General features: G+C 65.7%; 18 protein-coding genes. 17 read left to right on the plus strand and 1 reads right to left on the minus strand.

The window, feature by feature from the left end; genetic code table 11:
* The first annotated feature begins 7 nt into the window (after positions 1–7).
* The 13 genes from recG to smc all read left to right on the plus strand — a co-directional run bounded on the left by recG (position 8) and on the right by smc (position 15,853).
* Entirely contained in the window at positions 8–2,284 is a 2,277-nt protein-coding gene (gene recG, locus CH302_RS05555; protein WP_037189697.1) for an ATP-dependent DNA helicase RecG, read from the plus strand.
* Positions 2,285–2,438: 154 nt separating this feature from the next.
* Positions 2,439–5,855, plus strand: coding sequence for a pyruvate carboxylase (locus CH302_RS05560; protein WP_037189696.1), 3,417 nt, complete (start codon positions 2,439–2,441; stop codon positions 5,853–5,855).
* Positions 5,852–6,406, plus strand: coding sequence for a 16S rRNA (guanine(966)-N(2))-methyltransferase RsmD (rsmD, locus tag CH302_RS05565; RefSeq protein ID WP_037189685.1), 555 nt, complete (start codon positions 5,852–5,854; stop codon positions 6,404–6,406). The genes CH302_RS05560 and rsmD overlap by 4 nt, the downstream gene beginning before the upstream one ends.
* A gap of 36 nt (positions 6,407–6,442) precedes the next feature.
* Complete coding sequence (coaD, locus tag CH302_RS05570) at positions 6,443–6,931, plus strand: pantetheine-phosphate adenylyltransferase (RefSeq protein WP_037189683.1); 489 nt, start codon at positions 6,443–6,445, stop codon at positions 6,929–6,931.
* Between the two features lie 119 nt (positions 6,932–7,050).
* Positions 7,051–7,842, plus strand: a complete 792-nt coding sequence (locus CH302_RS05575; RefSeq protein WP_037189680.1) for a DivIVA domain-containing protein — start codon at positions 7,051–7,053, stop codon at positions 7,840–7,842.
* A 91-nt stretch (positions 7,843–7,933) separates the two neighbouring features.
* Positions 7,934–8,542, plus strand: a complete 609-nt coding sequence (locus CH302_RS05580; RefSeq protein ID WP_037189678.1) for a YceD family protein — start codon at positions 7,934–7,936, stop codon at positions 8,540–8,542.
* Positions 8,543–8,725 carry a 50S ribosomal protein L32 gene (gene rpmF / locus CH302_RS05585; protein ID WP_032397784.1) on the plus strand — a complete coding sequence of 61 codons (183 nt, stop codon included), beginning with the start codon at positions 8,543–8,545 and terminating at the stop codon, positions 8,723–8,725.
* A gap of 26 nt (positions 8,726–8,751) precedes the next feature.
* Positions 8,752–9,534, plus strand: a complete 783-nt coding sequence (rnc, locus tag CH302_RS05590; RefSeq protein ID WP_037189675.1) for a ribonuclease III — start codon at positions 8,752–8,754, stop codon at positions 9,532–9,534.
* Positions 9,534–10,400 carry a bifunctional DNA-formamidopyrimidine glycosylase/DNA-(apurinic or apyrimidinic site) lyase gene (gene mutM / locus CH302_RS05595; protein WP_037189672.1) on the plus strand — a complete coding sequence of 289 codons (867 nt, stop codon included), beginning with the start codon at positions 9,534–9,536 and terminating at the stop codon, positions 10,398–10,400. Before rnc ends, mutM begins: the two co-directional genes overlap by 1 nt.
* Before the next feature lie 91 nt (positions 10,401–10,491).
* Positions 10,492–10,920, plus strand: a complete 429-nt coding sequence (locus tag CH302_RS05600; protein ID WP_037189670.1) for an OsmC family protein — start codon at positions 10,492–10,494, stop codon at positions 10,918–10,920.
* A complete protein-coding gene (locus CH302_RS05605) occupies positions 10,920–11,819 on the plus strand; it encodes an SMP-30/gluconolactonase/LRE family protein (protein WP_037189668.1) in 900 nt (299 codons plus the stop codon). The genes CH302_RS05600 and CH302_RS05605 overlap by 1 nt, the downstream gene beginning before the upstream one ends.
* Positions 11,816–12,091: an acylphosphatase gene (locus CH302_RS05610; RefSeq protein WP_037189666.1), complete on the plus strand. Its 276-nt coding sequence runs from the start codon at positions 11,816–11,818 to the stop codon at positions 12,089–12,091. Before CH302_RS05605 ends, CH302_RS05610 begins: the two co-directional genes overlap by 4 nt.
* Positions 12,092–12,151: 60 nt before the next feature.
* Complete coding sequence (gene smc, locus CH302_RS05615; RefSeq protein WP_052047526.1) at positions 12,152–15,853, plus strand: chromosome segregation protein SMC; 3,702 nt, start codon at positions 12,152–12,154, stop codon at positions 15,851–15,853.
* A gap of 16 nt (positions 15,854–15,869) precedes the next feature.
* Here smc and CH302_RS05620 read toward each other — a convergent pair whose 3' ends face one another.
* Entirely contained in the window at positions 15,870–16,502 is a 633-nt protein-coding gene (locus tag CH302_RS05620; protein ID WP_037189664.1) for a pyridoxamine 5'-phosphate oxidase family protein, read from the minus strand.
* Positions 16,503–16,597: 95 nt separating this feature from the next.
* Between CH302_RS05620 and ftsY the strand changes: the two genes are divergently transcribed.
* The 4 genes from ftsY (at position 16,598) to CH302_RS05640 (ending at position 22,397) form a co-directional block, all read left to right on the plus strand.
* Positions 16,598–17,974 (plus strand): signal recognition particle-docking protein FtsY, encoded by a 1,377-nt coding sequence (gene ftsY, locus CH302_RS05625; RefSeq protein ID WP_176460644.1) that lies wholly within the window; start codon positions 16,598–16,600, stop codon positions 17,972–17,974.
* Positions 17,975–18,175: 201 nt separating this feature from the next.
* Positions 18,176–19,465: an ammonium transporter gene (locus CH302_RS05630; RefSeq protein WP_170946067.1), complete on the plus strand. Its 1,290-nt coding sequence runs from the start codon at positions 18,176–18,178 to the stop codon at positions 19,463–19,465.
* Positions 19,466–19,537: 72 nt separating this feature from the next.
* Positions 19,538–19,876: a P-II family nitrogen regulator gene (locus tag CH302_RS05635; protein ID WP_019664269.1), complete on the plus strand. Its 339-nt coding sequence runs from the start codon at positions 19,538–19,540 to the stop codon at positions 19,874–19,876.
* The gene (locus CH302_RS05640) at positions 19,866–22,397 is read left to right on the plus strand and encodes a [protein-PII] uridylyltransferase (RefSeq protein WP_037190176.1); all 2,532 of its coding nucleotides are present in this window, start codon (positions 19,866–19,868) and stop codon (positions 22,395–22,397) included. Before CH302_RS05635 ends, CH302_RS05640 begins: the two co-directional genes overlap by 11 nt.
* The last annotated feature ends 201 nt before the right edge of the window (positions 22,398–22,598 follow it).

Genomic DNA, 22,598 nt, shown 5'->3' on the forward strand with positions numbered 1-22,598 from the left:
TCGGACAATGGCAACGCTGGTGGACCGGCTCGATCACATCCTCGGAGCCGCGGCGGCGACGCCGCTGGCAGACGTCTTCGGTATTCACACCGTCGAGGACCTGCTTCGGCACTATCCGCACCGCTACATGACTCACGGTTCGGAGCTGGGGGAGAAGGAGCCGCCCGAGGGCGAGCACATCACCATCGTCGCCACGATCGAGTCCGCGACGCTGCGCTCGATGAAGAACCGCAACGGTCAGTTCCTCGCAGTGACACTCGCCGCCGACGGACAGCGGATCGACGCCACCTTCTTCAGCCCGCACAAGCTCAAGCACGTTCTGGTACCCGGTCGCCGAGGAATGTTCTCGGGCAAGGTCAAGTACTTCGGCAAGCGCTGGAATCTGACGCACCCCAGTTACGTGATTCTCGGCGGAGACGACAACGACGGTGCCGTTGTGCCCGCAGGGCGAATCGTCGGCGGCGGCACCCTGGCCGGACTCGCTCGTGGTTCCGTCGATTCGTCCGGTGCCGTCGACATGTCGGTGTTCGATCGAGCATTCGTGCCCATCTATCCGGCCGCGAAGGACGTCGAGAGCTGGACCTTCATGCGCTGCGTGCGGCAGGTGCTCGACCAGCTCGACGACGTGGTCGATCCGCTGCCCGAGTCGGTCCGTGCGCAACGCGGTCTCGTCGACATCGACACCGCGCTGCGGTCGGTCCATTTCCCGGACACCGCACAGGACAAGGACTCCGCGCGCGAGCGGCTCAAGTTCGACGAGGCGCTCGCCGTTCAACTCGTCCTCGCCGATCGCCGACGCGACGCATCCACCCGGGTGGCAGCGCGATGCCCACCGATCACCGACGGTATCGCCGCCGAGTTCGATCGGCGTCTGCCGTTCGAGTTGACGGCCGGCCAGCACCAGGTCGCAGCCGAGATCGCCCACGATCTGTCGGCACCGCATCCGATGTCGCGGCTGTTGCAGGGTGAGGTCGGCTCGGGCAAGACGATCGTCGCACTGCGGGCGATGCTGCAGGTGATCGATGCCGGACATCAGTGTGCGCTGCTGGCACCGACGGAGGTTCTCGCCTCCCAACACGCGCGCTCGATTCGGTCGATGCTCGGGAGCCTCGCGGCCGGTGGGGAACTCGGATCGCACGAGTTGGCGACCAAGGTCGCCTTGTTGACCGGCTCGATGTCCACGGCGGCCAAGCGGTCCGCCCTGCTCGATGCCGTCACCGGTGACGCGGGCATCGTGATCGGTACCCACGCCCTGATCGAGGACCGAGTGGAATTCCTCGATCTCGCCATGGTCGTCGTCGACGAACAACACAGGTTCGGCGTCGAGCAACGAGATGCGTTGCGCGCGAAAGCTCGCGACAACACCAGTCCGCACTTGCTGGTGATGACCGCGACCCCCATCCCGCGCACCATCGCGATGTCGACACTGGGTGACCTCGAGACGTCGGTGCTCACCGAACTGCCCCGCGGCCGATCGCCCATCGTCAGCAACGTCGTACCCGCCAGGAGCAAACCGGGCTGGGTCGATCGAGCGTGGCAGCGTATTCACGAGGAAGTGGCAGCGGGTCGCCAGGCCTACGTGGTGTGCTCCCGCATCGGCGACGACGAGGACGCGGAGAACGGGAAGAAGAGCGCCGCGAAGAAGAAGACCGCGAGCGCGGAGGACGGCCCCGAGACGACGGCTGCGGTGGACCTGTACGAGACCCTCTCCACCGGGCCGATGCACGATCTGCGCGTGGGGCTGCTGCACGGGCGACTGTCGGGAGACGACAAGGACATCACGATGTCCGAGTTCAACTCCGGAGAGATCGACGTGCTCGTCTGCACCACGGTGGTCGAAGTGGGCGTGGACGTTCCCAACGCGACGGTCATGGTCATCATGGATGCGGACCGATTCGGCGTGAGCCAACTGCATCAGTTGCGAGGCCGGATCGGCCGAGGCGGGCACCAGGGCCTGTGCATCATGATCAGCTATCTCAGCCCCGCGGGTGGCTCCTTCGCCCGGCTGGAGGCGGTGGCGGCCACCAACGACGGTTTCGAGTTGGCCAAGCTGGATCTGGCCACTCGTCGCGAGGGCGACGTTCTCGGAGCTGCACAGTCGGGCACGGTCAGCGGACTGCGGCTGCTCTCGTTCATCGACGACGAGGACATCATCGCCGACGCACAGGACTGCGCGCGGTCTCTGTTCGCGCGGGACCCGTCGCTGGCGAACGATCCCGGCATTGCGTCGATGATGCGGTCGGCTTGGCGATCGGATCGAGTCGACTATTTGCAGAAGTCCTGACGGGGCAGGAGTGGAGCCTGCAGGAACGACCGGGAACGATCAGGAACGGCGTAGGGACGCACTGCACCGTTTCAGTCGGCCGATTCGAGCAATTCGTCCCGAATGGTGAGATCAGTACACCTCGGTGGCTCACGCTGCCGGGTAAGTTGAGCCAATGTTCTCCAAAGTTTTGGTTGCCAACCGCGGTGAAATCGCCATCCGCGCCTTCCGTGCCTCCTACGAACTCGGGGCCTCGACCGTTGCGGTGTTCCCGTTCGAGGACCGGAACTCGGTACACCGGACGAAGGCCGACGAGGCGTATCAGATCGGGGAGAAGGGCCATCCCGTCCGCGCGTATCTCTCGGTCGACGAGATCGTCGCCGCTGCCAAGCGCAGCGGTGCGGACGCGGTCTACCCCGGGTACGGATTCCTTTCCGAGAACCCGGATCTGGCCGCAGCGTGCGCCGAGGCCGGCATCACCTTCGTCGGCCCGTCCGCCGACGTGCTCGAACTGACCGGCAACAAGGCGCGGGCCATCGCGGCAGCCAAGGCCGCAGGACTGCCGGTGCTGGCGTCGTCGGAGCCCTCGTCCGATGTGGACGAGCTCGTCGCGGCGTCCGAGACGATGACGTTCCCGTTGTTCGTCAAGGCGGTCGCCGGTGGCGGTGGTCGAGGTATGCGCCGAGTTGCCGAGCCCGAGCAGCTGCGCGAATCCATCGAAGCTGCTGCGCGCGAGGCAGAATCGGCCTTCGGTGATCCGACGGTGTTCCTCGAGCAGGCCGTGATCGATCCTCGGCACATCGAGGTTCAGATCCTCGCCGACGGTCAGGGCAACGTGGTGCACCTGTTCGAGCGCGACTGCAGTGTGCAGCGTCGGCATCAGAAGGTCATCGAGCTCGCTCCGGCTCCCAACCTGCCCGAAGGATTGCGTGAGAAGATCTGCGCCGACGCGGTCGCGTTCGCGAAGCAGATCGGCTACTCGTGTGCCGGGACCGTCGAGTTCCTGCTCGACACCCGTGGCAATCACGTCTTCATCGAGATGAACCCTCGAATTCAGGTGGAGCACACCGTCACCGAAGAGGTGACCGATGTGGATCTGGTGCAGTCCCAGCTGCGGATCGCCTCGGGTGAGACGCTCGCGGATCTGGGTCTGCAGCAGGAGAACATCGTGCTGCGCGGTGCGGCGCTGCAGTGCCGCATCACCACCGAGGATCCGGCGAACGGATTCCGGCCGGACGTCGGACGCATCACTGCGTACCGCACGCCGGGCGGTGCGGGCGTGCGTCTCGACGGCGGAACCACGCTGGGCGCGGAGGTCGGCGCGTACTTCGATTCCATGCTCGTCAAGCTCACCTGCCGCGGCCGCGACTTCGACACCGCCGTGGCGCGGGCCCGACGAGCGTTGGCGGAGTTCAGGATTCGCGGTGTCGCGACGAACATCCCGTTCCTGCAAGCGGTTCTGGTCGATCCCGACTTCACCGCGGGCCGGGTCACCACCTCGTTCATCGAGGAGCGACCGGAACTGCTCACCTCGCGATCCTCGGGCGACCGCGGCACGAAGATCCTCGCCTACCTGGCCGATGTGACGGTCAACAAGCCGCACGGCGAGCGTCCGTCCCCGGTGTACCCACACGACAAGCTTCCCGCTGTCGACTTCTCGGCTCCGATTCCCGACGGTTCGCGTCAACGACTGCTCGCGCTCGGGCCCGAGGGTTTTGCCCGCGATCTGCGCAACCAGAAAGCTCTCGGCGTCACCGACACCACGTTCCGTGACGCACATCAGTCGTTGTTGGCGACGCGAGTGCGGACGAGCGGACTGCTCGGTGTCGCCCCGTACGTGGCGCGTACGACGCCGCAGTTGCTCTCCATCGAGGCGTGGGGCGGTGCGACGTACGATGTGGCGCTGCGGTTCCTGCACGAGGATCCGTGGGAGCGCCTGGCGAGTCTGCGAGAGGCCGTGCCGAACATCGCAATTCAGATGTTGCTGCGCGGCAGGAACACCGTCGGCTACACCCCGTATCCGGAGAAGGTGACCCGCAGCTTCGTTGCCGAGGCCACCGACACCGGCATCGACATCTTCCGTATCTTCGACGCCCTCAACAATGTCGATCAGATGCGCCCGGCCATCGATGCCGTGCGCGAGACCGGTACTGCGCTCGCCGAGGTGGCACTCAGTTACACCGGTGATCTGTCGAACCCGAACGAGAACCTCTACACCCTCGACTACTACCTGAAGTTGGCCGAGCAGATCGTCGACGCAGGCGCGCACGTGCTCGCCATCAAGGACATGGCAGGACTGCTCCGCGCACCCGCAGCCAAGACGCTGGTGACGGCGTTGCGTTCGAACTTCGATCTGCCCGTGCACCTACACACGCACGACACGCCCGGTGGTCAGCTCGCGACGTACCTCGCCGCGTGGGAGGCCGGGGCCGACGCTGTCGACGGTGCCAGCGCGGCGATGGCGGGTACCACGAGCCAGCCTGCGTTGTCGGCGATCGTGGCGGCTGCCGCTCACACGGAGCGTGACACCGGTCTGAATCTTCAGGCCGTCTGCGACCTGGAGCCGTACTGGGAGGCCGTGCGAAAGGTGTACGCGCCGTTCGAGTCCGGGCTGCCGGCACCGACGGGCCGCGTCTACACGCACGAGATTCCCGGCGGACAGCTCTCGAATCTACGGCAGCAAGCTATTTCGCTTGGTCTCGGTGATCGGTTCGAGACCGTCGAGGCCAATTATGCTGCAGCCGACCGCATGTTGGGCCGATTGACCAAGGTGACGCCGAGCTCGAAGGTCGTCGGCGACCTGGCTCTGGCTCTGGTCGGTGCAGGCGCGTCCGCCGAGGAATTCGCCGAGGATCCCGGCCGCTACGACATCCCCGATTCGGTGATCGGATTCCTGCGCGGTGATCTGGGCACGCCTGCAGGCGGATGGCCGGAACCGTTGCGGACGAAGGCGCTGGAGGGTCGTGGCGAGGGCAAGCCGGTGACACCGCTCACCGAGGAGGACGAGAAGAACCTCGACGGCACGTCGGCTCAGCGCCGCGAGACTCTCAACCGTCTGCTGTTCCCCGGTCCCACGGCCGAACTCGCTGCCCACCGCGAGAAGTACGGCGATACGACGCGGCTGTCGGCCAATCAGTTCTTCTACGGGCTGCGGCAGGGCGAGGAGCATCGGGTGGCACTGGAGAAGGGCGTCGAGCTGCTCATCGGGCTCGAGGCCATCTCCGATCCCGACGAGCGTGGCATGCGCACCGTGATGTGCATTCTCAACGGACAGTTGCGGCCGGTGTCGGTGCGCGACCGATCCATCTCCAGCGAGGCCCCCACGGTCGAGAAGGCGGACCGATCGAACTCCGGGCACATCCCGGCACCGTTCGCAGGCGTCGTCACACTGTCCGTCGAAGAGGGACAGAAGATCTCGGCCGGCGACACCATCGCCACGATCGAGGCGATGAAGATGGAAGCTGCCATCACCGCTCCTCGCGGCGGCTCGGTGACCCGGCTGGCGATCTCGGGCGTGCAGCAGGTGGAGGGCGGCGATCTGCTCGTCGTCATCGGTGGGGGGTCGACGGGCGAAGAGGCCGGCAGCGAATGACACGGATCGTGGCGGGTGTCGCGGGCGGTCGACGATTGTCGGTTCCCGGCCAGGGCACCCGTCCCACCTCCGAGCGAGTTCGCGAAGCGTTGTTCAGCTCGCTGGAGAGTCGAATGGAACTCGACGGTGCCGCGGTGCTGGATCTGTTCGCAGGATCGGGAGCACTGGGGCTCGAGGCACTCTCGCGTGGAGCATCGTCGGCGGTGTTGGTCGAATCGGACGCCCGAGCGGCGGCGGTGGTGCGAAAGAACATCGCATCGGTGGGGTTGCCCGGCGCATCGGTCCGGTGCGCTCCGGTGGCGTCCGTGCTGGCCGGGGCCGCGGATGCGGCGTACGACCTGGTGTTGGCCGACCCGCCGTATGCCGTGACCGACACTGCCGTCGCCGGCCTGTTGGACAGACTCGTCACCGGGGGATGGCTCACTCCCGACGCGGTCGTCGTCCTCGAGCGGTCGTCGCGTTCGCCGGAGACCCGATGGCCGGCCGGACTGGTTCCGGAGAAGTCGAAGAAGTACGGCGAGAGTCGGATCGAGATCGCAGCACGCGCGTGACGAGCGAGCCCGGGATCGGCTGATAGGTTCGCGGGCATGACTGGCGCACTCTGCCCTGGATCCTTCGACCCGGTGACCAACGGTCACCTCGACATCTTCGAGCGTGCCGCCGCCGCCTTCGACGAGGTGGTGGTCACGGTGATGGTGAACAAAAGCAAGAAGGGCATGTTCAGCATCGACGAGCGGATCGAGATGCTCGAGGTCGCCACGGATCATCTGCCCAATGTCAGAGTCGGTTCGTGGTACGGCCTGTTGGTCGATTACGCACGGCAAGAGGGCTTTTCGGCGATCGTCAAAGGTCTGCGCAGTGCCAACGACTTCGATTACGAGTTGCAGATGGCGCAGATGAACAGAACGTTGACCGGTGTGGACACGCTGTTTCTCCCGGCGAATCCAGCTCACGGCTTCCTGTCGAGTTCGTTGATCAAGGAGGTCGCGACCTTCGGGGGAGACGTCACCGGCATGCTGCCGCCCTTCGTTCAGGATCGACTGACGGCCCGTATCGCCGAGCGGGCCGCAGAGTAGTTCGAAGAGCGACACACCGGGCCGGTATAGCGCAGACGCACGCGTCGACGGGCAGACTGAACAGCGCAGCACTGCGAGTGAAGACCGCGCAGTGGCAGATTCGACGATTGGGGTAACCGGTGTACCGCGTATTCGAGGCGCTCGACGAACTCGTCGCCATTGTCGAGGAGGCGCGCGGCGTTCCGATGACTGCCGGGTGCGTCGTCCCTCGCGGCGATGTCCTGGAACTGCTCGACGACGTCCGAGACGCCATCCCCGGCGAGTTGGACGACGCCCAGGACGTACTGGATCACCGCGACAAGCTCGTCGGCGACGCCAGGGCCACTGCGGAGAAGACGGTCGGCACCGCCAACGCAGAGGCCAAGGACACGGTCGAGAACGCCAGGGATTCGGCCGATCGCATTCTCGCCGACGCCAAGGCTCAAGCGGATCGCATGGTGTCCGAGGCGTCGGCCCACGCCGATCAGCTCGTGGCCGATGCCGAGGCGGAGGCCGAGCGAACGGTGCTCGACGGCCAGAGTGAGTACGAGGAACTGACCGTTCGCGCGCGCACCGAGGCCGATCGGATGATCGAGTCCGGTACCGCGTCGTACGAGCGGTCGGTCGCAGACGGCACAGCCGAACAGAACCGGCTCGTCTCGGAAACCGAGGTCGTCCAGGCGGCCCGCGCCGAGTCGGCTCGGGTGATCGACAGCGCGCACGCCGAATCCGATCGGATGCGCAGTGAGTGCGACGTCTACGTCGATACCAAGCTTGCAGAGTTCGAGGAGTTCCTCAGCGGCACCATTCGTTCGGTCGGCCGTGGGCGTCAGCAGCTGCGAACCGGTTCGGGTGTACCGGAATACGGCAATGAGCCGTACGGTGACTCCGCGTACGGGAGCCCGGACCAGGGCCGTCGCAGCCGCCACTGAACGGCAGCAATTTGCCCTCGTATGCGCGTATGCGTATCGTTGTGGGGTTGCTTACCGACAGTAGGCATACCGACAGTAAGGAAGACCAGCCGTGCCCCCGCCCAAGAGAACGACGCGTCCGGAATTGGACGACGGATTCGTTCTGGACATTCTCAACCTCGGTCGTCGACCCGGGTCGACGAAGGCCATCGAGCGGACGGTTCCGGCTCCTTCCCGAATCGGCCTCGATGCCATTGCCATCGAAGCCGGTGTTCCGGTCTCGCTCGATCTGCAGTTGCAGGCGGTCTCGGAGGGCGTTCTCGTCACCGGCTCCGTACGGGCAGTCACGGCCGGCGAGTGCACGCGCTGCCTCGACCCGGTCGGTGGCAACGTCGACGTCTACCTGACCGAGTTGTTCGCTTACCCGAACAGCATCACCGAGGAGACCACCGATGCGGACGAGATTCACCGCATCGTCGACGACCTGATAGACCTCGAACCCGTCATCGTCGACGCGGTCGGTTTGGAGCTTCCACTCCACCCCGTCTGCAGTGACGAGTGCGAGGGATTGTGCCCAGAATGCGGCGTTCGCCTGGCGATTGCTGAATCCGGCCACAGTCACGATACAATTGATCCTCGCTGGGCTGGTCTTGCAGCCAAATTTGGCGTGGATCCAGAACCGAGCACAGAACTTGTGAACAACGAAGCCGAGGAGAAGTAAGTGGCTGTCCCGAAGCGCAAAATGTCGCGTTCCAACACGAGGTCGCGTCGTGCACAGTGGAAAACCACTGCGCCCACCCTCGTGACGTGCCCCAACCGCGGTTGTGGCGAGAAGACTCTGCCCCACATCGCGTGCCCCTCGTGTGGCACCTACAAGGGCCGCCAGGTCGTCGCAGCGGTCTGATTTCCGCTTACGTGACAAACGAAGTAGTGGACCGGCACAACAGCGGTTCACAGAAGAATAGCTCCACTGCCGTCAGCGGCGGGGACGACCGAGAGTCGCTCCTCGCCGCTATCGGTGTCTCCCTGTCGGAACCATTGTTGACATTGGCTCTGACGCACCGGTCGTTCGCGTACGAGCACGGTGGTCTGCCGACGAACGAGCGGCTCGAGTTCCTGGGGGACTCGGTGCTCGGCCTGGCCGTCACCGAGCATCTCTATGCGGTGCACCCCACCAAGTCCGAAGGTCAGCTGGCCAAGATCAGGGCGAGCGTGGTCAACATGCATGCCCTGGCCGAGGTCGCGCGTGGACTCGGCGACGGCGGCTTGGGTCGCCACCTGCTGTTGGGCAAGGGCGAGGAGCAGACCGGCGGACGCGACAAGCCGAGCATCCTTGCCGACGGCATGGAGTCGATGCTGGGTGCAATCCACCTGCAGCACGGCATCGACGTCGCGCGCACCGTTGTACTGACGCTGTTCGCAGGTCTCCTCGATCGGGCTCCCAAGCTCGGTGCGGGGCTGGACTGGAAGACGAGCCTGCAGGAATTGACCGCCGAACGTGCACTGGGCGTTCCCGCGTACGAGATCTCGTCCACCGGGCCCGATCACGACAAGGAATTCACCGCGACCGTGTTGGTCGGCGGATTCCCTCGCGGCGTCGGTATCGGTCGATCGAAGAAGGAAGCCGAACAGAAGGCTGCCAGTCTGGCGTGGAACACACTGTCGAACAACGACACTGCGATTCCGGCCGAGTCGGCAACCGACGAAACCTGATGCCGGAACTGCCCGAGGTCGAGGTCGTCAGGCTCGGTCTGGAATCTCACGTCGTCGGCAGGACGATGCGGTCGGTGGAGGTGCTGCACCCGCGCGCCGTGCGACGACACGATCTCGGGGGCCTCGATCTGATCGGCCAGCTGCGCGGTCAGCGTGTCTCCTCTGCTCGGCGGCGCGGCAAGTACCTGTGGCTGGTGATGGAACCCGGCGACTTCGCGACCGTCGTGCACCTGGGTATGAGCGGACAGATGCTGGTGCAGCCGCCGTCCGCCCCGGACGAGAAGCACCTGCGGATTCGCGCTCGACTCGACGACGGCACCGATCTGCGCTTCGTCGATCAGCGCACGTTCGGCGGCTGGGCTCTCGCCCCGATCGTCACCGTGGACGGCACGGAGGTACCCGAACCGGTCGCACACATTGCCCGCGACCCGATCGATCCACTGTTCGACGCCGAATCGGTGGTGACCGTGTTGCGCGGCAAGCACACCGAGATAAAGCGGGCACTGCTCGATCAGACCGTGCTCTCGGGCGTGGGCAACATCTATGCCGACGAGGCGCTGTGGCGTGCGAAGATCCACGGCAATCGAATCGCGGAGACCCTGACGCGGCCGGCACTGCGACGCCTTCTCACCGCGGTGCACGCGGTGATGGGCGAGGCCCTGGCACAGGGCGGAACCTCGTTCGACGCGCTGTACGTGAACGTCAACGGACAATCCGGCTACTTCGATCGTTCCCTCGACGCCTACGGTCAGGAGGGCCTGCCCTGTTCTCGGTGCGGAGCCCCGATCAGACGCGAGAAGTTCATGAATCGCTCCTCGTTCAGCTGCCCAACCTGCCAGCCGCGACCCCGACACGTGCGCGGCTGACCGGGCGCAGGTCATTCCGCGGGCTCCACTCCTGTGCGAACACGTCATTCCGCGGGCTCCACTCCCGAACCGCCCGCCTAGTATTTCGGTCATGGCAGAACAGAGCACGCCGACCAACCTCTGGGTCGAGCGCACAGGCACCCGTCGCTACACCGGCCGCAGCTCACGAGGAGCCGAAGTGCTCATCGGGTCCGAGTCGGTCGAGGGCGTCTTCACCCCCGGCGAGCTGCTGAAGATCGCACTCGCAGCCTGCACCGGTATGAGCTCGGACCTACCGCTCTCGCGTCGACTGGGCGATGACTACTCCGCCACCGTCGAGGTGTCCGGTGCCGCCGATCGCGAGAACGAGCGGTACCCGGAACTGAACGAGATTCTCCGAGTCGACCTCAGTGAGATGGATCCCGAGGCGCAGGAGCGTCTGCTGACGGTCGTCCAGCGCGCCATCGACAAGGTGTGCACCGTCGGGCGGACCCTGAAGGCCGGTACGACTGTCACCCTGGACATCGACGTGGACGCCTGATGAAAGCCGGGGCAGCCGTGGTCGTCACGGGTCTGCTCCTCGGCGCGGCGACCGCCCTGGCACCCACCGCGGACGCGTCGAGCAGCTGCACTCCGTGGTCGGTGAGCACGGTGGCATCGGGATTCGGAATGCTCGAAAATCTCGAATTCGACGGCCGCGGTTCGATGATCGTCGCTGAGACCTCTCCCATCGGACCCGGCGCTCTGCGTACCGTGGCTCCGAACGGTGACCGGGGCACACTCGTTGCCGACGTCGAGTCGCCGGGCGGACTGGTCACCGATGGTGACACGCTGTATTTCACGACCGGAAACAGTGCTGCGGCAGGGCTTGTCGATACCCGAACCGGCACTGTCGACACGATCGATCTCGGTACGGGGGTTCGGTCGACGTACGCGTCGGGCCTGGCCATGCCCAACGGGCTGGCGAGATCGGAGACGGGTGATCTGTTCACCACCCGCAATCTGGGTGTCGCTGCAGGCCTGAGCCGGATCGCGACCGATCGCACCGTGTCGACGGTACGTACGGACGTGGGCACGGCGAACGGAATCGGCATCGGCGGCGGAAAGATCTACGTGGCCAACACGTTCGATCTCGAGACGACGCTCACCGTGCTCGACGCGAACAATCCGTCCGGGCCCTCCGAGCGCATTCGTATCGACGGTATCGGACCGCTCACGATGTCGGACGATCTGACCGTGGCCGATGACGGAACGGTTTATCTCGCACAGAATCTCGCCGGCAGGGTGGTCCGTATCGACCCCGAGACCGGATCGTCCTGCGTGATGGCCACCGGTGTTCCGCTGACCTCGTCGGTCGCCTTCGGCGGGGTCGGATTCGACGAGAAGGCTTTGTACGCCACCAGTTTCGACGGAACAGTCCGAAAGATGAGTCAGGTATGACGGACGAACGGCTGACGGCGTGGATGCACGGCCTGGTTCAGGGGGTCGGGTTTCGGTGGTGGACTCGCTCGCGTGCGTTGGAGCTGGGATTGGTCGGGCACGCGACCAATCACGCGGACGGACGTGTTCTGGTGATAGCCGAGGGCCCACGTGAGCGTCTCGAGGCGCTTCTCGAGTTGCTCCGAGGCGATCGGACCCCGGGCACGGTCACGCTCGTCGTGGAGAGTTGGGACACCGCCCGCGGAGATCTGACGGGCTTCGTCGAACGCTGATCGCCCGTTGCGGACGGCTCGGCGCACATCGCTGCGTACTACCGGTAAAGTACGGACGCTATGTATCTCAAGAGTCTGACGCTGAAGGGCTTCAAGTCCTTTGCTTCGGCGACGACTCTTCGTTTCGAGCCCGGAATCACCTGCGTCGTCGGGCCCAACGGTTCGGGTAAATCCAATGTCGTGGACGCCCTGACCTGGGTGATGGGTGAACAAGGTGCCAAGGCGTTGCGCGGCGGGAAGATGGAAGACGTCATCTTCGCAGGCACGTCGGGTCGAGCCCCGCTCGGCCGCGCAGAGGTGACTCTGACGATCGACAATTCCGACGGCGCACTGCCGATCGACTACTCCGAGGTCTCGATCACCCGGCGTATGTTCCGAGACGGCGCGGGTGAGTACGAGATCAACGGCAGTTCGTGCCGATTGATGGACGTCCAGGAACTGCTCAGCGACTCCGGTATCGGCCGCGAGATGCACGTGATCGTGGGGCAGGGCCGGCTCGCCGCGATCCTGGAATCGCGGCCCGAGGACCGGCGAGCCTTCATCGAGGAAGCAGCCGGGGTGCTCAAGCACCGCAAGCGCAAGGAAAAGGCCGTCCGCAAGCTCGACGCGATGCAGGCCAACCTGGCGCGGTTGACCGACCTCACGACCGAATTGCGTCGCCAACTCAAGCCTCTCGGTAGGCAGGCCGAGGTTGCGCGTCGTGCGCAGACCGTCCAGGCAGACCTGCGCGATGCCCGGTTGCGACTGGTTGCCGACGATCTGGTGGCCAGGCGCGAGGAATTCGCGAACCAGACTCAGGACGAGGAAGCGGCTCGTGAGCAGTACGCGATGGTGCAGGACGCCCTCGAAGCGGGCTCGGTGGCACTCGGCGAACACGAGCAGGCCGTCGCTCGGCTGACTCCGAGCGCCGAAGCGGCCGGGCAGACGTGGTTCCGTCTCTCCGCGTTGGCCGAACGCGTGAATGCGACGGTGCGCATCGCGCACGAACGAGCTCGACATCTCGACGCCGTCCAGAGCACAGGTCGCGGACAGGACCCGGACGAGCTCGAAGCGCAGGCCGAGCGAGTGGCCGAGGAAGAGATGGAACTCGTCGAGGCCGTCGAGATGGCACGCGAAACGCTCGAGGCGGCACGTGAGCAGTTGGCCGAGCGCGAAGCCGCTGCTGCGGCCGCCGAGCGTGCCCACCTTGCGGCCGTACGCGCGGTGGCCGACCGCCGCGAGGGGTTCGCGCGCCTGTCCGGCCGAGTCGACACCTTCCGAACCAAGGTCGAGTCGATCGACGCGGAGGTGGCGCGCTTGTCGGTGGCCATCGACGAGGCACGAGAGCGCGGCGAATCGGCTCAGCGTGAATTCGAGAGTGTGCAGGATCAGATCGGCACCCTCGACGCGAGCGAACTGAGCCTCGACACCCACTACGAACGAGCCGTCGCCGCGCTGCGGCATGCCGATGCCCGAGTGACGGAGCTGCAGGCCGAAGAGCGCATCGCGGGCAAGAGGGTGGCGTCGTTCGAGGCCAGGATCGAGGCGCTGACGATGGGCCTCGAACGCAAGGACGGTGCCGGGTGGCTGGTGGAGAACCAGCAGGATGGTCTGTCGGGTCTGCTCGCAGGCCATCTCACGGTCGAGCCGGGGTACGAGATCGCGGTGGCAGTGGCCATGGGTCCGGCCGCCGATGCCGCACACGCCGAATCGTTCGATGCCGCGCGTGATGCGGTGCTGGCGCTGCGTGCGGCCGACGGTGGCCGCGCGTCCATCGTGCACGGCAATGTGGCTGCAGCGCAACCGGTTCCACGTCCGGACCTCCCGAGCGGCGCTCGATGGGTGCTGGACCTGATCGAGTATCCGGACCGGTTGGCCGGGGCCATGGCGGCCCTGCTCGACGGTGTGGTCGCGGTCGATTCGCTCGACGCTGCACACCGTCTCGTCTCCGATTCCGGTGAGCTGCGTGCGGTCACCAAGGACGGCGACGTCGTCGAAGCCGGCTGGGTCACCGGCGGCTCGGATCGTCGCCCGAGCACCCTCGAGGTGCAGTCGGCAATCGACACGTCGACGGTGGAGTTGGCGGCGGCAGTCCGACGAGCGGAGGAGCTCGACGCAGCGCTGTCGGGAGCGTTGGCAGAACAACGGGATCGGCGCGAGTCGGCCGAGCAAGCGCTCGCAGCGCTCAACGAATCAGACGCTGCGATGGCCGCGGTGTACGAGCAGCTGGGCCGATTGGGTCAACTGGCGCGTTCGGCGCACGCGGAGTCGGCACGGTTGACGACGCAGCGCAGCTCTGCCGAGGCCAGCCGAGAAGAAGCGATTGCCCGGCTTGCCGAGCTCGAAGAAAATCTGCGGACGGCCGAGGACGAGCAATCCGGTTTCGCGGGAGACGGCGAGAGCGGTGATGCGGCGACCACCATGGAACGGGAGATGGCGGCAGCGGCACTGACCGAAGTACGTGCCGTGGAGGTCGAAGCTCGGTTGAACGTGCGGACCGCCGAAGAGCGTGCACAGTCCGTGCGAGGCCGGGCAGATTCGCTTCGACGGGCGGCGCGAGCCGAGCGTGAGGCCAGGGCGCGAGCCGAACGCGAGAGCGCAGCGCGTCGGCACGCGGCCGCAGTGGCCGCGGCGGTCGGAGAATCCGGCGAGGAGGTCGCCGCGCGGTTGGCTACGGTCGTTGCCGCAGCTGCACGTAGGCGCGACGAGCTCTCTGCCGAACGTGCAACGCGCACAATCGAACTCGACAAGGTGAAAGAGCAGGTCCGCGCCCTGCAGGGTCAGCTCGCGTCGATCACCGACGCCGTGCACCGGGACGAGGTGGCCCGCGCACAGGCAGCGCTGCGGATCGAACAGCTCGAGACGACGATTCTCGAACAGCACGGCATCGGCCTCGACGATCTGGTGGCCGAGTACGGGCCCGACGTGGCACTGCCTCCCACCGAACTCGAAATGGCCGAGTACGAGGCGGCCAAGGAGCGGGGTGAGCAGGTGGTGGCACCTGCCCCGATGCCGTTCGACCGAGCCACGCAGGAGCAGCGCGCCAAACGCGCCGAGCGTGACCTGGCCACACTCGGCAAGGTCAACCCGCTCGCCCTCGAAGAGTTCGCGGCCCTCGAGGAGCGCTACAACTTCCTGTCCACTCAGCTCGAGGACGTCAAATCCGCGCGCAAGGACCTTCTCGGCGTGGTCGCCGACGTCGACGAACGGATCCTGCAGGTCTTCACGGAGGCCTGGCTCGACGTCGAACGAGAATTCACCGGGGTGTTCGCCAAGCTCTTCCCCGGCGGCGAAGGACGACTGATCCTGACCGACCCGTCGGACATGCTCACCACCGGAATCGAGGTCGAGGCCCGCCCGCCCGGAAAGAAGGTCAAGCGGCTCTCGCTGCTCTCCGGTGGCGAGAAATCGCTGACCGCGGTGGCCATGCTGGTGGCCATCTTCCGTGCCCGACCGTCTCCGTTCTACGTGATGGACGAGGTCGAGGCTGCACTGGACGACACCAACCTGCGTCGACTGATCGGATTGTTCGAGCAGCTCCGCGAGAAGTCGCAGCTGATCGTCATCACACACCAGAAGCCGACGATGGAGGTGGCCGACGCGCTGTACGGCGTCAGCATGCGCGGCGACGGCATCACCACGGTCATCTCGCAGCGGTTGAACCGAGAACGCGTCGCAGTGGACGCACCACAGCCGGACCCGGCCGAGCCAGACGCAGCCGAGCCGGACGCAACGGAGCTGGAGGCGGCACCTGTCGTCGCCGAATCCGACACCGTGTCCTGAGGTTCGTCCGCCGGAGCTACTGCTTGGGGTAGAGCTGTTCGGCGTAGGACGGTCCGTAGTACTCGCGCAATTCCTCCACCGTCTCGGGAGCCTGAGGAATCAGCGCCTTCGTCAGCGTCGCGACGTCGGGGATGGCGTCGGCATCCCAGGTCTCGGGCTGCCACAACTTGGATCGCATGAACGCCTTCGCACAGTGGTGGAACACCTGCTCGATGCCGACGACCAGGCACATGATCGGTCGGTGGCCTTTGACCTGTAGCTCGTCGAAGAACGGGGCGTCGGTGACCAGGGAGGCTCGACCGTTGATGCGGAGGGTGTCACCGCGACCGGGGACGAAGAAGTTGAGCCCGACGAACGGGTTCTCGAGAATGTTGCGATAGCCGTCCATCCGGCGGTTGCCCGGCCGTTCGGCGAGAGCGATCGTGGCGTCGTCGAGGACGTGCACCAGACTGCCGGGCGGATCGCCCTTGGGTGAGACGTCGCATCGCCCGCTCGCGTCGGAGGTTCCGAGGAGGCAGAACGGTGAGGCAGCGAGCCACTGCACGTCCAGAGGGTGCAGTGTGCGTCGGTCCTTGTTGGCGGCTCGGAAGCTCGGCTCTCCGAACATCTCGGTCAGTTCGGCGGCGTCGCGCACCGTCGTCCACTCCATGACCGTGAATGCTATCGACACTCCACTCCCCGGCGGGAGCGGATTTTCACGGTCGGTGCACCACCGGTGACCGACGGCCATGATCGCCTGAGAGGATGTCCTACGTGAGTAACCAAGCGTGGATCATCGTCGCGGCGATCGCTGCCGTCCTGCTCGTCGTCCTCGTCGTCGGGCTTGTCCTCTCCCGTCGTCGGAGAGTGTCCCTCAAGTCGGACGAGGCCGCACGAATCGAGGACGCGGCCGCCAAGGACAGATCCGGTGGCTACACCGCGGGCAGTGGTTTCTCGTTCAGTCAGGGAACGGCGACAGCCGAGCCCGTGGTCCCGAAGCCCCCCAAGCCTGCCGAACCGAAGCCGGTCGAGAACATCCCCGTCGAGCCGCCGCCGGTGGTTCCAGCGCCTGAACCGGTCGAATCGGAGACCGTGTGGATCGAGCCGGAAGTGCTCGAACCCGAGGCCCCGGCGACCGATGTCACCGTGGCCGAGCCTGTTGCGCCCGAGCCCCCCGTAGTCGACACCGTCGCCCCTGCGCCTCGCCGCTTGGACACCATCGACCCGACCGAGGGACGGCTCGACCGTCTCCGTGGCCGGTTGGCGCGATCTCAGTCCGCGGTGGGCAAGAGCCTGCTCGGCCTGCTCGGCGGCGGAGACCTGGACGAGGACTCGTGGGAAGAGGTCGAGGACACCCTGCTGATCGCCGATATCGGGTCGGCCACCACAGCGGAGATCATGCGAACGCTGCGTGAGCAGATGGCGGCGCGCAGTATTCGCACCGAAGCCGATGCCCGGGCCCTGTTGCGCGAGATTCTCGTCGCGCAGCTGCATCCCGAGTTCGATCGGTCGATTCGTGCTCTGCCACACGACGGCGCGCCCGCCGTGCTGCTGGTGGTCGGCGTGAACGGCACCGGCAAGACCACGACCACGGGCAAACTGGCTCGCGTGCTGGTCGCCGACGGACGGCGGGTGTTGCTCGGTGCCGCCGACACGTTCCGCGCAGCTGCGGCCGATCAGCTGCAGACCTGGGCCGAGCGAGTGGGTGCCGAGGTGGTTCGCGGCAAGGAGGCCGCGGATCCGGCCGCTGTCGCCTTCGATGCGGTGAGCAAGGGGATCGAGAACGGTGTCGATGTGGTTCTGATCGACACTGCGGGACGGTTGCACACCAAATCGGGTCTGATGGACGAGCTGAGCAAGGTCAAGCGCGTCATCGAGAAGCGGGCCCACGTCGACGACGTTCTTCTCGTTCTCGACGCAACCGTGGGCCAGAACGGACTGACACAGGCCCGTGTCTTCGCCGAGATCGTGAACATCACGGGAGTCGTGCTGACCAAGCTCGACGGAACCGCGAAGGGTGGCATCGTTTTTCAGGTGCAGCGTGAGCTCGGAGTGCCCGTCAAGCTCGTCGGTCTCGGTGAAGGTGCCGACGATCTGGCTCCGTTCGAGCCGGGGGCGTTCGTCGACGCACTGCTCGGCTGATCGACCGCGGGGGCGGCCCGCTAACCGGGGTAAAAGCACAAACGCCAGCACGAAACCTTTTTGCAACAGGATTCGGTCATGCGTTCACATATCCGAAACACCAGAGTGTCACGGATGAAACCTCGTGAAACCACTCTTCTTGCGTAACGGCGCGCCAACCGGTGTGCAGGAGAATGGAGGGTGTACGTGAGTCCCGAGGATATGTTGGCCAACTCCGGCAACGCCGCGTGGATGCTGATGGCAGCATCGCTGGTACTGCTGATGACGCCGGGCTTGGCGTTCTTCTACGGCGGTATGTCGCAGTCGAAGTCCGTGTTGAACATGATGATGATGTCGTTCGGAGCGATGGCCGTCGTCTCGATCATCTACTTCCTGTGGGGCTGGTCGATGTCCTACGGCACCCAGGACATCGGCGGTGTCTTCGCCAACCCGTTCGAGTTCTTCGGACTCAAGGATTCGATCACCGATGCGGACGGTAACTACATCGCCGGCGCATGGGGTTACGCCAACGTCATCGACGTGGCATTCCAGGTCACCTTCGCCATCATCACGGTCGCACTGATCAGCGGCTCGATCGCCGGTCGCGTCAAGTACGGCACCTGGCTCGCCTTCTCCGGCATCTGGGTCACTCTGGCCTACTTCCCGCTGGCGCACATGGTCTGGGGCGGCGGACTGCTCTCCGGATCCGAGAACGGTCTTGCGGCAATGATCTTCGGCACCACCGACGACGGTGAAGGTGGACTCGTCGCCAACGTGGCTCCGATCGACTTCGCCGGTGGCACAGTGGTGCACATCAACGCCGGTATCGCCGGTTTGATCCTGGCGATCATCATCGGCAAGCGTGCCGGCTTCGGCAAGGTCGCCTACCGCCCGCACAACCTGCCGTTCGTCATGCTCGGTGCAGCTCTGCTCTGGTTCGGCTGGTTCGGGTTCAACGCCGGTTCCGCCTTCGCAGCCGACGGAATTGCCGGTGTGGCCTGGGTCAACACCACCGCAGCCACGGCAGCGGCAATCGTGGGCTGGCTCATCACCGAGCGCATTCGCGACGGACACGCCACCAGCCTCGGCGCTGCCTCGGGCATCGTTGCAGGTCTGGTCGCCATCACCCCGGCCGCAGGCGCACTCACGCCGGTCGGTGCCATGATCCTCGGCGTCATCGCCGGCGTGCTCTCCGCGCTGGCTGTCGGCCTGAAGTTCAAGTTCGGCTACGACGACTCGCTCGACGTCGTGGGCGTGCACCTCGTCGCAGGCCTGTGGGGAACGATCGGAATCGGCTTCCTCGCATCCGAGACCGGCCTGTTCTACGGCGGCGATTACAAGCAGCTCGTCGTGCAGATCGTCATCGCATTGTTCGCGTTGATCTTCACCGCCATCGTCACCGCGGTCATCGCGTTCGCGCTCAAGCCTCTCGGCTGGCGCGTATCGGACGAGGAGGAGGCGAACGGCATCGACGAAGCCGAGCACGCCGAGACTGCATATGATTTCGCCTGACAAGGTAGAGATAGACGTGAACGCTGCACCGTACGACAACGGGCACTCGAGGTCTTGTGAAGGGAAGCAAAAATGAAGCTGATCACGGCAATCGTCAAACCGTTCACCCTGGAGGACGTCAAGACGGGGCTGGAGCAGGCCGGCGTACTCGGAATGACAGTCAGTGAAGTTCAGGGTTACGGCCGCCAGAAGGGCCACACCGAGGTGTACCGAGGTGCCGAGTACTCGGTCGACTTCGTCCCGAAGGTCCGTGTCGAGGTAGTCGTCGACGACGCCGCTGTGGAGAAGGTCGTCGAGGTCATCGTCGAGGCTGCTCGCACCGGCAAGATCGGTGACGGCAAGGTCTGGGTTTCCCCGGTCGACTCGGTCATCCGAGTCCGCACCGGAGAACGTGGCGCCGATGCACTCTGACCCCAAAGGGTCTCGGGCCGTGGGCCCCGGTTCTGGCGCGAAAGCGTCAGGATCGGGGCCTTCGGTCTCCATGGGCTCCGCATCGAAGGGCACGAGCGATGCTGCAGCAGATCTCGCTCGGGCCAGAAAACAACTACTCGACGGCGGAACACGCAATCGTCGCCTCGATGCACCCTCGCTTCGGCAGGCTCTGGTCGATCTCCACGAGTTCTGGCTGACCACCAAAGGGGCCGAGCTGGGGATCAAACCGGACTCCGGTTTCGCGATCGTCGCCGTCGGCGGTCTTGCGCGTCGTGAACTTCTGCCGCATTCGGATCTGGACCTGATCCTGCTGCACGACGATCTCGAACCACGCATCGTCTCCGACGTCGCAGACAAGCTCTGGTACCCGCTGTGGGACGCACACATCAAGCTCGACCACAGCGTGCGAACGGTGCCGCAGGCTCTGCAGGTCGCTGCAGCCGACATGACGGCATCGCTCGGAATGCTCGAGGCGCGTCACATCGCCGGCGACGTCGAATTGAGCAATCTCCTCATCGGCGGCGTACGTCGCCAGTGGCGCAACGGCATTCGAGGGCGTTTCGACGAGCTGATCGAGCAGACCCGCGGGCGGTGGTCGCGCAGCGGTGAGATCGCGCACCGCGCCGAACCCGATCTCAAGAGCGGTCGCGGGGGACTGCGCGACGTTCAGTTGCTCGACGCCCTCTCCATCGCGCAGTTGACGGACGGTATGCCCGGGCTCGGACCCGAATCGCCGGGTGGCGGTTTGGCATTCGCACACGGACGCCTGCTGGACGTGCGCACCGAACTGCATCGCGTCGCCGGTCGAGCACGGGATCAACTGCGGGCACAGGACGCCGACGAGATCGGTGCCGCGCTGCGAATCGGTGACCGTTTCGATCTTGCTCGCGTACTGAGCGATTCGGCCCGCACCATCAGCTACTCGGTCGACGTCGGACTGCGTACCGCCGGCAATTCGCTTCCCCGAAAGGGTCTTTCACGCCTTCGTCGAGTCCCGGTCAGGCGGCCGCTGGACGAGGGGGTCGTCGAACACGGCGGCGAGGTCGTTCTCGCCCGCGACGCGCGGCCGAACAAGGATCCCGGTCTGATCATGCGCGTCGCCGCGGCATCGGCGCAGACCGGAATGCCGATGTCTGCCTCGACCCTGAACCGACTGTCCGACAGTGCGCCCGAGCTCCGGGAACCCTGGCCGAAGGAAGCCCTCAACGATCTGCTCGTGTTGCTCGGATCGGGTCGCAAAGCCATTGCGGCCATCGAAGCTCTCGATCGAACCGGACTGTGGGGCAGGCTCATTCCGGAGTGGGGTGCGGTACGCGATCTGCCGCCGCGAGATGCCGTGCACACGTGGACAGTCGATCGGCATCTGGTCGAAACTGCTGCCTACGCAAGCGCATTGACCACCCGAGTTGCGCGTCCGGACCTGTTGGTGCTCGGCGCGCTGATCCACGACATCGGCAAAGGACGCGGCGGCGACCACAGCGTCGTCGGAGCCGATCTGGCCATCCAGATCGGCAACAGGCTCGGACTGTGGCCGTCCGACGTGGCACTGCTGACGTCGATGGTGAGGTACCACCTGCTGCTGCCGGAGACCGCCACCAGACGCGACCTCGACGACCCCGCAACCGTGCAAACCGTCGTCGACGCCCTCGGTGCCGACACCATCCTGCTCGAGCTGCTTCACGCACTGGCCGAGGCGGATTCGCTCGCCACCGGACCCGGGGTGTGGGGCGACTGGAAGGCATCGCTCATCCGCGAGCTCGTGCGTCGCTGCCGATTGGTGATGGCGGGGGAGAGTCTGCCCTCCCCGGATCCACTCGACCCAGCCCACATCGAACTCGCAGCGAGGGGAGGCGTCCATGTCGACATCTCGCCGACCGACGGTCTGCACACCTTCGTCGTCACCGTCATCGCCCCCGACACGCCCGGGCTGCTCTCCGACGCCGCAGGAGTCCTCGCACTCCATTCGCTTCGTGTGCTCTCGGCCTCCCTCGGAAGTCACGAGGGGTCGGCGATCAACTCGTTCGACGTCGCGCCGCTCTTCGGATCTCCGCCACAGGCGGGTCTGTTGCGGCAGGAGATAATCCGCGCCCAAGCAGGCGAACTCGACCTCGTCGCCGTGCTCGACGCCAAGGAACGCGACGCCAGAGCCGAAACCGTCGAGGACGACGCCGAGGATTCGGCAGTCCCGGTTCTGTACGCCCAAGCTCCGCCTCGGGTGCTGTGGTTCGACGACAACGAACCAGGTCAGGTGGTGCTCGAACTACGAGCGGAGGACCGGCTCGGTCTGCTGTGCCGATTGGCCAGCGCGATCGAACAGCAGGGACTCGACATCCGATGGGCCCGCGTCTCGACCCTTGGCAGCTCGGTGGTCGACTCCTTCTGCATCGACCTGGCGGGAGCGGACAGCAGGGCGGTCCGCGAAGACCTCGAGCGTGCGATCCTCGCGGTCGTACCTGCCCCGGAACCGCCCAAGCCCCCGGAGAAGCCGGAAGGCACCTGACCGGGGGTCGGAAAGCGACAGCAGACCGACCCGCGCTGGTGACTATTCACGAACTTCCGGCCGACGGGTATGCCGCCGATGCCGATTTGTTACATTCGTCCCCGACGCAGAAACGACACTCTCAATCGTTCCTGCACATTCCACACTGCTCGAACCACGCCGTTCCTGCAGGCTCCACTCTGCTCGAACCACGTCGTTCCT

The organism is Rhodococcus sp. 15-2388-1-1a, from assembly GCF_002259145.1.
Taxonomy (GTDB): domain Bacteria; phylum Actinomycetota; class Actinomycetes; order Mycobacteriales; family Mycobacteriaceae; genus Rhodococcoides.